We start from the raw sequence: 11,802 nt of genomic DNA on the forward strand, positions 1-11,802 counted from the left end.
GGCCGTGGCGCGGGACGCTATACCCGCGCCATGGACCACCTGCCCGTCGATCCCGCCCGCTACGGCGCCTTCCTGGTCGCCATGTTCGTCATGGCCATCACGCCGGGACCGGCCAACCTGTTCGCCATCGCCACCGGCATGGAGCGCGGCAAGGGCGCGGCGCTCGTATCGGTCGTCGGCATGAACACCGCCACCCTGGTCTGGTTCACCGGCTCGGCCCTCGGTCTGGGCGCGCTGATCCTGGCCTTCCCCAAGGCCTTCCACGTCCTGGCCTGGGCCGGGGCGGCCTATCTGGTCTGGCTGGGCCTGAAATCGCTATGGGCCGGGATCAGGAACCTCGAGAGCCACGCCAGCGCCACCTTGCGGGCGGGACGCTCGGCCTTCCTCGACGGCTTCATGGTCCAGATCGCCAATCCGAAGATCCTGCTGTTCTTCTCGGGCGTGCTGCCGCCCTTCCTGGACATCAAGCGGCCGCTGGCCCCGCAATTGGTCATGTTCGCCTGCGCCACCATCGGCATGGACCTGATCAGCATGTCGTCCTACGGCCTGGGCGGCGCGGCCCTGTCGACGCGCATGAACGAGCCGGGATTTCGGCGGGGATTCGCGATCCTGGTCGGCGTCCTTCTGATCACGGCGGCCGTACTTATCGTGTCGAGAGGCTGAAAGATTTCCGTGGCGACGCAAACTTCGCCTTGGCGAAACCACAAAGCCTCGCCAGAGTTGTCTTAAGTACCGAGGACTCCGCTTGAAGGAGCAGATCATGTCCATGAAAAAGGTCGCCATCGCCGCGGCGCTGGTCATCGCGGCCGGCTTGTCGGCCTGCGCCACGCCGACGCCGTACCAGCCGAAGATGTCCGCCAGCTCGTCCGCCGGCGGCTTCTCCGAGCAGAAGCTGGAAGGCGACCGCTACCGCGTGTCGTTCGCCGGCAACAGCCTGACCTCGCGCGAAACGGTCGAGCGCTATCTGCTGTATCGGTCGGCCGAGCTGACCGTGCAGCAGGGCTATGACTGGTTCGAGACCGCCGACCACCGCACCGACCGCACCTCGCGCTCCTATGTCGAGCCCGATCCGTTCATGCGGCCGGGCTTCGGCTACGGCTATCCGTACGGCTACTGGCGCCCGGCCTGGCGCTACTACGGCGGCGCCTATGGCTGGCGCAGCTGGGACCCCTTCTGGGGCGACCCCTTCTTCGCCGACCGTGCCCAGATCCGCACCGTCGAGCGGTTCGAGGCCGGCGCCGAGATCGTGATGCACAAGGGCAAGAAGCCGGAAGGCGACCCGCGCGCCTACGACGCCCGCGAGATCATGGCCAACCTGGCCAGCAGCATCCAGCGGCCGGCTCCGGGCAAGTAAAGCCAGAGATGCTCCCCCGCGATGCGGGGGAGCTGTCGCGAAGCGACTGAGGGGGCGAGCTGGGCGTAAGCCGGATTGGCCCCCTCCGGCCCTCTGGGCCACCTCCCCCGCATCGCGGGGGAGGATCTGGCCGGCTTACCGCGGCGCCATGCGGATGCCGCCGTCCAGGCGCACGTCCTCGCCGTTGAAGTAGCCGCAGGTGATCATGGTCACCGCCAACTGGGCGTACTCCTCCGGATTGCCCAGGCGCTTGGGGAACGGCACCGAGGCGGCCAGACCCGCCTTCACCGCTTCTGGCGCCCCGTTCATCAGCGGGGTGTTGAAGATGCCCGGCAGAATGGTGTTGACGCGGATGCCCTCGCCCATCAGGTCGCGGGCGATCGGCAGGGTCATGCCGACCACGCCGCCCTTCGACGCCGAATAGGCCGCCTGGCCCATCTGGCCGTCCTCGGCCGCGACGCTGGCGGTGTTGACGATCGCGCCGCGCTCGCCGTCTTCCAGCGGCGTGAGGTCCAGCATGCCCTTGGCCGACTTGGCGATGCAGCGGAACGTGCCGACCAGGTTGATCTGGATGATGCGGTCGAAGGCGTCGAGCGGGAAGTGCTTGGTCTCGCCGGTGGCCTTGTCGCGGCTGGCGGTCTTGGCCGCGTTGCCGGTGCCGGCGCAGTTGACCAGGATCCGCTCCTGGCCGTGGGCGGCGCGGGCCTTTTCGAACCCGGCGTCGACATCGGCGTCGCTGGTCACGTTGACCTTGCAGAACACGCCGCCGATCTCCTTGGCGACTTCTTCGCCGCGGGCTTCGTTCATGTCGAAGATGGCGACCTTCACGCCTTGCGCCGCCAGGGCGCGGGCGGTGGCCTCGCCGAGGCCCGAAGCGCCTCCGGTGACGACGGCGGCGACGGTGTTGTCGAGTTTCATGGACGTTTCCTGAAGGTTTGCGTTTAGGATCGACTTTGAGTGAGGGTTTAAACCGATGAGCCGCGACGCCAAACCGTCCCCCGACGTAAACGTCAACGACGTGCTGGATCCAAAGAAGGCGCTCGCGCCCATCACGGTGCGCGTCAACGAAGAGCGGGTCGAGAAGGGCTTCCTGCCCAAGATCCGCAAGATGGCGACCAAGGTGCCCTTCGCCGCCGACGCCCTGTCGGTCTGGTGGGCCGCCCGCGATCCCGAAACCCCGACGGCGGCCAAGGGCATGATGCTGGCGGCCCTGGCCTATTTCGTCCTGCCGACCGACGCCATTCCCGACATCCTGCCGGTGATCGGCTTCACCGACGACGCCGCCGTGATCGCGGCCCTGGTCGCCATCCTCGGCAAGACCGTCAAGCCGCGCCACAAGGAGGCGGCCCAAGCCTTCCTGCAGCGCCTGTCCCACGACGCCTGAGCCAAGGTTCCGCCATGCCCCTGCTGCCCGCCCTGATGCTCGCCGCCGCCTTAGCCCAGAACCCCGCCCCGCCGCCTTCGGCCGACGCCGAGGACCGGGCGGTGCTGGCCACGGCCCAGGCCTTCTTCGACGGGCTGGAGGCTGGCGACGCGGCGGCCATGCGCGCCACCTTGCTGCCCGAGGCCCGCCTGATGTCGCTGACCAGCAAGCCCGATGGCGGCGTCGTGATGCGGCGCTTCAGCTTCGAGGACAGCTTCGGCAAGCGGACCCCGACCGGGTTCAAGGAATGGATGTGGTCGCCGGTGATCATCCGCCGCGGCGCCCTGGCCACCGTCACCGCTCCCTACGAGGCCAGCAAGGACGGCAAGACCGTCCACTGCGGCGTCGACATCTTCACGCTCGCCAAGGCCGACGGCGCCTGGAAGATCGACAGCATCAGCTGGACCGCCGAACCCGACGCCTGCCCGGAGCTGAGGAAGCTCTAGCCTACCCGGAACCGCAGGATCGCGCCGTTCCACAGCGCGTCGTCGTGATCCTCCTCGACCACGTCGCGCACGCCGGGGTAGCTCTGGGCGGCGCGGCGCCAGAAGGCCAGCGCCCCGACATTGCGGCGGACCACCGCCGCCTCCCAGACGCCCCAGGCCGTGCCGAACAGGGCGTGGGCGGCCGCCAGCCCCACCCCGCGCCGGCGGTGCTTGCGGACGATGAAGAACTCGGCCACCGCGCGGTCGACGGGCGTGCGCGAATGGGCGACGTCGTTGACCAGGGCGAAACCGACCGGCCGGCCCTTGATCCGGAACAGCCAGGCCTCGCGCGTCGGGTCGCTCCAGTAGGCGTCGAGCCCCGGATAGTCCGAGAAGCGACCGTCCGGCTCCAGCTCGCCCTCGATGGCGCGGTCGAACCACAGCTCCGAAAAGTCGTGGATGTAGAACTGCATCAGGTTGGCGACGATCGGCGCCTCCTCGGGCGCCGCGCGGCTGACAGCGAGGTCGGCGCCGCTCACCGGTTCCTCTCCTGGATCTCCGTCGCCCCATCGCCCTGGACCTGCCTGATCGGCGTCATCACGATCGACAAGGCGCTTCCTCCGTGTGCGACAGGTTGTCGCGGCCGAACTTGAGCTTAAGTTGGTCCCATGATCGAAGCCCTGCTCTCCAAAATGATCAAGACCGGCGATTTCACGGCGCACCTGCCGGGAGGTCGCGTCGTCAAGGCGGGGGACGGGACCGGGCCGCCCGTGGCCATCCGGATCAACAGCCGGGGTCTGCGCCGGCTGGCCAATCCCAGCCTCGGCCTCGGCGAAGGCTATATGGAAGGCGACATCGTCTTCGAACAGGGCTCGATCTCGGACCTCCTGACCATCGTCGGCGAGAGCGGCGGCCGCAAACCCAAGCGCGGCTCGGCCTTCACCCGCTTCCGCAAGGCCTTGAAGCGGCGCATCCAGCAGGTCAACGACCGCGTGGCCTCGCGCCGCAACGTCTCGCACCACTACGACCTGTCGAACGATCTCTATCGCCGGTTCCTCGACACCGACATGCAGTACAGCTGCGCCTATTTCGAGCGTCCGGACATGACGCTGGAAGAGGCCCAGGCCGCCAAGAAGGCCCTGATCGGCCGCAAGCTGCTGATCAAGCCGGGCATGAAGACGCTGGACATCGGCTCGGGCTGGGGCGGCCTGTCCATGACCCTGGCCAAGGACTTCGGGGCCCAGATGACGGGCGTGACCCTGTCGACCGAGCAGCTGGCCCTGGCCAAGGAACGCGCCGAGAAGGCGGGCCTGGCCGACAAGACCGACTTCCGCCTGACCGACTATCGCGACCTCGACGAAAAGTTCGACCGCATCGTCTCGGTCGGCATGCTGGAGCATGTCGGGGCGCCGAATTTCCGCACCTATTTCGAGACCATCGCCAAGCTGCTGGACGACGACGGCGTGGCCCTGGTCCACTCGATCGGCAAGATGCATGGACCGGGCGCGACCAACGCCTTCACCCAGAAGTACATCTTCCCGGGCGGCTATATTCCCGGCCTGTCGGAGATCGTCGCGGCCATCGAGCACGCGGGCCTGTGGATCACCGACATCGAGATCCTGCGCCTGCACTACGCCGAGACCTGCCGCATCTGGCGCGAGCGGTTCATGGCCGATCCGGACATCCCGACGATGTTCGACGCCCGCTTCCGGCGGATGTGGGAGTTCTACCTGGCCGGCGCCGAACTGGGCTTCCGGCACGGCGGCCACATGGTCTTCCAGATCCAACTGGCCAAGAAGCGCGACGCCACGCCGCTGACGCGGGACTACCTGCTGAAAGCCTGATCCTCCCCACCGGGGAGGACTAGCCTCACTCCACCGTCACCGACTTGGCGAGGTTGCGCGGCTGGTCGACATCCGCGCCCTTCACCACCGCCACGTGGTAGGCCAGCAGCTGGATCGGGGCCGACATCACCAGGGTCGAGACCAGCGGGTCCGAGGCCGGGGCCGTCACCACCACTTTCGCCCCCGCCGGCGCGTGCTTCACGCCTTCGGTGTCGGTGATGAAGATCACCTGGCCGCCGCGGGCCATCACCTCGCTCATGTTCGAGGCCGACTTCTCGAAATAGCTGTCGTGGGGCGCCAGGATGACGATCGGGGTCTGGTCGTCGACCAGGGCGATCGGGCCGTGCTTCAGCTCGCCGGCGGCGTAGCCCTCGGCGTGGATATAGCTGATCTCCTTCAGCTTCAGCGCGCCTTCCAGCGCCAGGGCCGACATCGGGCCACGGCCGAGATAGAGCACGTCCCGCGCCTTGGCGACGTCGGCGGCGATCTCCTTGATGGCGTCTTCCAGGCCGATGGCCTCGGCGATCAGGCGCGGGGCTTCCAGCAGCACCTTGACCAGGCGCTGCTCCTCGGCGTCGCCGATCGTCCCGCGCGCCTTGGCCGCGGCGATGGCCAGGGCGATCATCACGCTGACCTGGGCGGTGAAGGCCTTGGTCGAGGCGACCCCGATCTCGGGACCGCAGTGGATCGGCCAGACCACGTCGACCTCGCGGGCCATGGTCGATTCCTGGGCGTTGACCACCACCGCGCTCTTCATGCCCTTGGCCTTGCAGTAGCGCAGGGCCGCCAGGGTGTCGGCGGTCTCGCCCGACTGCGACATGGCGATGACCAGCGAGCCCGGCCGCAGGGCCGGGGTGCGGTAGCGGAACTCCGAGGCGATCTCGACATCGACCGGCAGGTCGGCCAGCTGCTCGATCAGATACTTGCCCACGACGCCGGCGATATAGGAGGTGCCGCAGGCGACGATCTGGATGCGCTCGAGCTTGGCGAAGTCGATGTCGCCCGGGACGGCCGCCTTCGAGGTCAGGGTGTCGACATAGGCCGCGATCGTGCGCTGGCAACCCTCGGGCTGATCATGGATCTCCTTCTCCATGAAGTGCCGGTAGTTGCCCTTCTCCAGCATGACCGACGAGGTCGGCACCACGCGCACGGGCCGCGTCACGGCCGCGCCGCTGGCGTCGAAGATCCGATGGCTGTCGTGGTCGAGGGCCACGTAGTCGCCCTCGTCCAGATAGATCACCCGGTTGGTGAAGGGACCGACGGCCAGGGCGTCCGAGCCCAGGAACATCTCGCCCTGGCCCTCGCCGACGACCAGCGGGCTGCCGCGGCGGGCGCCCAGGATCAGGTTGTCCTCGCCCTCGATCAGCACGGCCAGGGCGTAGGCGCCGGTCAGGCGGTCCAGGGTCGCCTTGAAGGCTTCGAGCGGCGGCAGGCCGGTCGCCAGCTCGGCGTCGATCAGGTGGGCGATGACCTCGGTGTCGGTGTCGCTGGAAAACGCGCGGCCGGCGGCGGCCAGCTCGGCCTTCAGCTCGGCGAAATTCTCGATGATGCCGTTGTGGACCAGGGTGACGCGACCGGCGGTCTGCGGGTGGGCGTTCTGAACGTTGGGCGCGCCGTGGGTCGCCCAGCGCGTGTGGCCGATGCCGACGGAGGCGACCAGCGGGTCTTCCGCGAGCAGGGCTTCCAGCGCCTTGATCTTGCCCTTGGCCCGGCGGCGCTCGACCCTCGTTTCGCCATTGGAGCCGCCGACGACGCCCGCGACGCCCGCGGAGTCATAGCCCCGATATTCAAGGCGTTTGAGGCTCTCGATCAGACGGTCGGCGACGGGTTGTTTTCCGACGATGCCGATAATGCCGCACATGGGCCATGATCCCTTGTAGAACGCGCCGACAGGATTATCCCTAGCCGCACGAGGATTTCGAAGTCGGCCTTTAGCACTCGCTCAAGGCCGTCTCCCGTAAATCTGCATTTCGGATCGTTTCGCGGTCCGACGATGGCTTCAAAGAGACGACAAAGCGACCATGAGCAAGCGCGCCTATTTCGGCACCGACGGCATCCGGGGCCAGGCCAACAAGCATCCGATGACGGCCGAGGTGGCACTGCGCGTCGGCCTCGCCGCTGGCAAGCTGTTCCGCTCGCAGGATGAGCGTCGGCACCTGGTGGTGATCGGCAAGGACACCCGCCTGTCGGGCTACATGATCGAGCCGGCCCTCGTCGCCGGCCTGACCAGCGTCGGCCTGGACGTGCGGCTCTTCGGTCCCCTGCCGACGCCGGCCGTGGCGATGATGACCCGCTCGATGCGCGCCGATCTCGGGATCATGATCTCGGCCAGCCACAACGACTTCGCCGACAACGGCATCAAGCTGTTCGGCCCCGACGGTTACAAGCTCTCCGACGAGCAGGAGCTGAAGATCGAGGCCCTGATGGACGAGGGCCTGCAGGAAGGCCTGGCCGCCCCGCGCGACCTGGGTCGCGTCAAGCGCATCGACGACGCCCAGGCCCGCTACATCGAGATCGTCAAGGCGACCTTCCCGCGCCACATGAACCTGTCGGGCCTGCGCGTCGTCATCGATTGCGCCCACGGCGCGGCCTACAAGGTGGCGCCCGAGGCCCTGTACGAACTGGGCGCCGAGGTGTTCCCGGTCGGGGTGGCCCCGAACGGCACCAATATCAACGCCGAGTGCGGCTCGACCCATCCCGAGGCCATGGCCCGGATGGTCCGCGAATATCGCGCCGACATCGGCATCGCCCTGGACGGCGACGCCGATCGCCTGGTGATCTGCGACGAGAAGGGGGTCGTCGTCGACGGCGACCAGATCATGGCGATCATCGCCTCGGCCCTGGCCAGCGCCGGAACCCTGAAGGGCGGCGGCGTCGTGGCCACCGTCATGTCCAACCTCGGCCTCGAGCGCCAGCTGAACGCCCTGGGCCTGAGCCTGGAGCGCACCGCCGTCGGCGACCGCTACGTCATGCAGCGCATGCGCGAGGGCGGGTTCAACCTCGGCGGCGAGCAGTCGGGCCACGTGATCCTGTCCGACCTGTCGACCACGGGCGACGGCCTGATCGCCGCCCTGCAGGTGCTGGCGGTGATGGTCCAGACCGGCCGGCCGATGAGCGCGCTCGGCCGCCAGTTCGAGCCCGTGCCGCAACTCCTGGAAAACGTCCGCTTCGCCGGCGGCAAGCCGCTGGAAGCCAAGGCGGTGAAGGAGGCCATCGCCGACGGCGAGAGCCAGCTGAACGGCGCCGGCCGCATCGTCGTGCGCGCCTCCGGCACCGAACCGCTGATCCGCATCATGGCCGAGGGGGATGACCCGGCCCTGGTCAAGAAGGTCGTGAAGTCGATCGTGACGGCCGTGAAGGCGGCTTAGCGCCGCCTTCTACACCCCCACCTTCGGGGCCTTCATGCGCCGCTTGTTGACGTGGTGGCTGGGGGCCTCGGCGGCGATCTCCTCGGGATATTCGCCCTTGAAGTAGAAGCGCTGCCAGGCCTCCTTGGTGGCCTCGGGGTCGCGCTTGAAAATCAGCTTGTTGAACTCGCTGCGCTTTTCGGCCCAGACGTCGTACTGGCGGCGCAGCTCGGGATTGGCGTTCATCGACTTGATCACCGGCTGGAAGGCCTCCATCGGCTTGTCCTGGATCAGCATGATGAAGCAGAAGGTCTCGCCCTTCTCGAACCGCACCGTGCCGGGGCGGGTGAACATCCAGTTCATCGTGAACGGAAAGGGCAGCCAGTCGGTCTCGATCACGCCGGCCAGGGGCTGGATGCCGTCCTTGATGTGGTTGGGCGGCCCCATGGTCATCAGCGACCAGCCTGGCGGCGTGCGGAACAGATAGCCGGTGTGGAAGGTCACGACCCCGCGCGTGAAGTGCGACTTCACGAAATCGGTGAAGCCCGGATACGGATGGTCGGGCTGGAACTTGATGCAATCCTGGTGCGCCCCGCCGTCCCAGGTCATCGAGAAGCCCACCGGGCAGAGGATGTCCCAGCCGGTGGTGTTGGCCATGGTCAGCGGCAGGCAGCGATAGGGATGGCGATCGGCGAACCGGTCCATCCAGGCGCGCTGCGGCCGCCCCGGCACGATCTCCGGCGGACGGTTCTCGGTGGGATAGCACTCCAGTTCCATGCCGGCCTTCGTCCTTGTTTTCCTACCCTGATCGTCTGGTCTAGCGCTCGCGCCCTCTGGCCGTCTAGTAGAGCCGCATGAAGACCCGTTCCGACCTGTTCGCCTTCTTCGACGCGCATGGCGTCGCGCACGCCACGCTCGACCATCCGCCGGTGTTCCGCGTCGAGGAGGGGCTGGAGATCAAGCAGGCCCTCCCCGGCGGCCACACCAAGAACCTGTTCCTCAAGGACGCCAAGGGCCAGCTGTGGCTGATCTCGGCCCTGGGCGAGACGACGATCGACCTGAAGAAGCTGCACCACGTGATCGGCTCGGCCCGGCTGTCGTTCGGACCCGAGGCGATGATGCTCGAGACCCTGGGCGTGCGGCCCGGCTCGGTCACCGCCTTCGGCCTGATCAACGACACCGACCGGCGGGTGCGGTTCGTGCTCGACAAGGCCCTGGCGGCCAGCGACCCGGTCAACTTCCATCCCTTAAGCAACGACGCCACCACGGCGGTGTCCCAGGCCGACTTCCGCAAGTTCCTGACCGCGCTGGGCGTCGAGCCGATGATCGTCGACTTCGAAGCCATGGAAGTGGTCGCCTGATACGCGAACGGGACATTGCGCCACGGCGCTTGAAGGACCATCTTGCGGCTTCGAGCGTTCCCACCTTGAGTACACGAGAGACCCGATGTCCCTGATCGGCGAAAAGCCCGCTGCCCCCTCCTCGGGGAATTTGGCCAAGAGCGCGCACATCAAGGACGGCACGGACGCCAGCTTCATGGCCGACGTCATCGAGGCCTCCAAGACCCAGCCCGTCATCGTCGACTTCTGGGCCACCTGGTGCGGCCCCTGCCGCCAGCTGACCCCGGCGCTTGAAAAGGTCGTCGGCGCCGCCAACGGCGCGGTGAAGCTGGTCAAGATCGACGTCGACGCCAATCCGGGCTTCGCCGGCCAGCTGCGCGTGCAGTCGATCCCGACCGTCTACGCCTTCGTCGACGGCCGCCCGGTGGACGCCTTCCAGGGCGCCCTGCCCGAGAGCCAGGTCAAGGCCTTCGTCGAGAAGCTGGCCGGTCCGGCCGGCCCCAGCGCCATCGACGACCTGATCGCCCTGGGCAAGGAATCGCTGGAGATCGGCGACATCGGCGGCGCGGCCCAGGCCTTCGCCCAGGCCCTGCAGACCGATCCGGAGAACATCAAGGCCCTGGGCGGCATGGCGCGCGCCTATCTGCTGGGCGGCGACCTGGAGGGCGCGGCCGAGGTGGTGGCCATGGCCCCGGCCGACGCCAAGGATCCCGACCTGGACGCCGCCCGCGCGGCGCTGGCGCTCGCCGAGGACGCCCCGTCGGAGACGTCCGAGTTCGAGAAGCGCCTGGCCGCCGATCCCGACGACCACGAGGCTCGCCTGGAGCTGGCCAAGGCCCTGGCCGGGACCGGACGCCTGCAGGACGCGGCCGACCACCTTCTGGCCATCATCGCGCGCGACCGTACGTGGAACGACGATGCGGCCCGCAAGCAGCTCCTGACGGTGTTCGAAGCCGCGGGACCGACCTCCGAGGTCGCCAAGCAGGGTCGACGCAAGCTGTCGTCGATCCTGTTCAGCTAGAGAAGAAGGGAGCGCTGAATGGCGGTGGCCTACCGAAAGCTCAGCGACCTGCCCCTGGTGGTCCCGGTGTTTCCGCTGGATGGCGTTCTGCTGCTGCCCGGCGGTCAGCTGCCGCTGAACATCTTCGAACCGCGCTATCTGAACATGCTGGACGACGCCATGTCGGGCGAGCGGATCATCGGCATGATCCAGACCCGCCCGCGGACGCCCGGCCAGGACGCCGACCCTCAACGCCCGCCCCTGGCGCCCGTCGGCTGCGCCGGCCGGGTGACCAGCTTCGCCGAGACTAGCGATGGCCGCTACCTGATCACCCTGACGGGGGTCTGCCGCTTCCGGGCCGGCGACGAGCTGCCGGTGCGAACGCCCTATCGTCAGGTTCGCGCCGACTTCGCGCCCTACGAACCTGACCTGCGCGAGGACACCCCCGGCGGCACGCGCACCGCCGCCGATATCGACCGCCTGCTGTCGGCCCTGCGCCGCTATCTCGACCACCGCGGCCTGGCCATCGACTGGGGCGACGCCGAGAGCGCGCCCTCCGACGCCCTGATCAACAGCCTGGCCATGGCCCTGCCGTTCGACCCGATGGAAAAACAGGCCCTGCTGGAGGCCGAGACCATCTTCGAGCGCAAGGCGACCCTGACGGCGCTGCTGGAGATCGACGCCGCCGCCGGGGACGATGACGAACCGCACTCTATCCAATAGGCGAGAGGGCCAGTAGACACAGCCCATGACCCAAGACGCTCCCACCCCGACCATCGATGTCGATCCGCGCCTGCTGGAAGTGCTGGTGTGCCCCGTGACCCGCGGCCCGCTGGAATATGACCGCGCCAAGGGCGAACTGATCAGCCGCTCGGCCAAGCTGGCCTATCCGATCCGCGACGGCGTGCCGATCATGCTGCCGGAAGAGGCGCGGGAACTGAGCGAGTAGGGGTTACTTGCCCCCACCTGACCTCGCTTCGCGAGGTCGTCCGCCCCCAGAGGGGGCGGCAGGTTCGCGATATCCTTCTTCCCCCTATGGGGGAGGAGCGCCGAAGGCGCGGAGGGGGCC

Annotated in this window: 14 protein-coding genes; 10 read left to right on the forward strand and 4 right to left on the reverse strand. The window is 68.1% G+C overall.

Annotation, left to right across the window (positions count from 1 at the left end):
* Window positions 1-30: 30 nt before the first annotated feature.
* Together EIK80_RS12140 and EIK80_RS12145 are read left to right on the forward strand one after the other, a co-directional pair.
* Window positions 31-663 carry a LysE family translocator gene (locus EIK80_RS12140; RefSeq protein WP_125157235.1) on the forward strand — a complete coding sequence of 211 codons (633 nt, stop codon included), beginning with the start codon at window positions 31-33 and terminating at the stop codon, window positions 661-663.
* A 97-nt stretch (window positions 664-760) separates the two neighbouring features.
* Complete coding sequence (locus EIK80_RS12145) at window positions 761-1,354, forward strand: hypothetical protein (protein ID WP_125157236.1); 594 nt, start codon at window positions 761-763, stop codon at window positions 1,352-1,354.
* A 135-nt stretch (window positions 1,355-1,489) separates the two neighbouring features.
* On the opposite strand, the gene EIK80_RS12150 is transcribed toward EIK80_RS12145, so the two are convergent.
* Entirely contained in the window at window positions 1,490-2,272 is a 783-nt protein-coding gene (locus EIK80_RS12150) for an SDR family NAD(P)-dependent oxidoreductase (RefSeq protein WP_125157237.1), read from the reverse strand.
* Window positions 2,273-2,327: 55 nt separating this feature from the next.
* Between EIK80_RS12150 and EIK80_RS12155 the strand changes: the two genes are divergently transcribed.
* Window positions 2,328-2,738, forward strand: a complete 411-nt coding sequence (locus EIK80_RS12155) for a YkvA family protein (protein ID WP_125157238.1) — start codon at window positions 2,328-2,330, stop codon at window positions 2,736-2,738.
* Between the two features lie 14 nt (window positions 2,739-2,752).
* On the forward strand, window positions 2,753-3,223 hold the full coding sequence (locus tag EIK80_RS12160) for a nuclear transport factor 2 family protein (RefSeq protein WP_125157239.1): 471 nt from the start codon (window positions 2,753-2,755) through the stop codon (window positions 3,221-3,223).
* Here EIK80_RS12160 and EIK80_RS12165 read toward each other — a convergent pair.
* On the reverse strand, window positions 3,220-3,741 hold the full coding sequence (locus tag EIK80_RS12165) for a GNAT family N-acetyltransferase (protein WP_233586572.1): 522 nt from the start codon (window positions 3,739-3,741) through the stop codon (window positions 3,220-3,222). The two genes, EIK80_RS12160 and EIK80_RS12165, sit on opposite strands and share 4 nt — an antisense overlap.
* 129 nt (window positions 3,742-3,870) lie before the next feature.
* On the opposite strand from EIK80_RS12165, the gene EIK80_RS12170 reads away from it, so the two are divergent.
* On the forward strand, window positions 3,871-5,046 hold the full coding sequence (locus EIK80_RS12170) for a cyclopropane-fatty-acyl-phospholipid synthase family protein (RefSeq protein WP_125157240.1): 1,176 nt from the start codon (window positions 3,871-3,873) through the stop codon (window positions 5,044-5,046).
* A 25-nt stretch (window positions 5,047-5,071) separates the two neighbouring features.
* Here EIK80_RS12170 and glmS read toward each other — a convergent pair whose 3' ends face one another.
* Window positions 5,072-6,907 (reverse strand): glutamine--fructose-6-phosphate transaminase (isomerizing), encoded by a 1,836-nt coding sequence (gene glmS / locus EIK80_RS12175; RefSeq protein WP_125157241.1) that lies wholly within the window; start codon window positions 6,905-6,907, stop codon window positions 5,072-5,074.
* A 160-nt stretch (window positions 6,908-7,067) separates the two neighbouring features.
* Here glmS and glmM point away from each other — a divergent pair, with 160 nt between their 5' ends.
* On the forward strand, window positions 7,068-8,414 hold the full coding sequence (gene glmM, locus EIK80_RS12180; protein WP_125157242.1) for a phosphoglucosamine mutase: 1,347 nt from the start codon (window positions 7,068-7,070) through the stop codon (window positions 8,412-8,414).
* A 9-nt stretch (window positions 8,415-8,423) separates the two neighbouring features.
* On the opposite strand, the gene EIK80_RS12185 is transcribed toward glmM, so the two are convergent.
* Window positions 8,424-9,170, reverse strand: a complete 747-nt coding sequence (locus EIK80_RS12185) for a DUF6065 family protein (protein ID WP_125157243.1) — start codon at window positions 9,168-9,170, stop codon at window positions 8,424-8,426.
* Between the two features lie 77 nt (window positions 9,171-9,247).
* Between EIK80_RS12185 and EIK80_RS12190 the strand changes: the two genes are divergently transcribed.
* From EIK80_RS12190 to EIK80_RS12205, 4 genes are all read left to right on the forward strand, one after another.
* Entirely contained in the window at window positions 9,248-9,754 is a 507-nt protein-coding gene (locus EIK80_RS12190; RefSeq protein WP_125157244.1) for a prolyl-tRNA synthetase associated domain-containing protein, read from the forward strand.
* A gap of 85 nt (window positions 9,755-9,839) precedes the next feature.
* On the forward strand, window positions 9,840-10,754 hold the full coding sequence (locus tag EIK80_RS12195; protein WP_125157245.1) for a co-chaperone YbbN: 915 nt from the start codon (window positions 9,840-9,842) through the stop codon (window positions 10,752-10,754).
* A gap of 18 nt (window positions 10,755-10,772) precedes the next feature.
* Window positions 10,773-11,456, forward strand: a complete 684-nt coding sequence (locus tag EIK80_RS12200; RefSeq protein WP_125157246.1) for an LON peptidase substrate-binding domain-containing protein — start codon at window positions 10,773-10,775, stop codon at window positions 11,454-11,456.
* A 25-nt stretch (window positions 11,457-11,481) separates the two neighbouring features.
* Window positions 11,482-11,682 (forward strand): Trm112 family protein, encoded by a 201-nt coding sequence (locus tag EIK80_RS12205; protein WP_125157247.1) that lies wholly within the window; start codon window positions 11,482-11,484, stop codon window positions 11,680-11,682.
* The last annotated feature ends 120 nt before the right edge of the window (window positions 11,683-11,802 follow it).

The sequence above is a fragment of the Caulobacter sp. 602-1 genome (assembly GCF_003931565.1).
GTDB lineage: Bacteria > Pseudomonadota > Alphaproteobacteria > Caulobacterales > Caulobacteraceae > Caulobacter.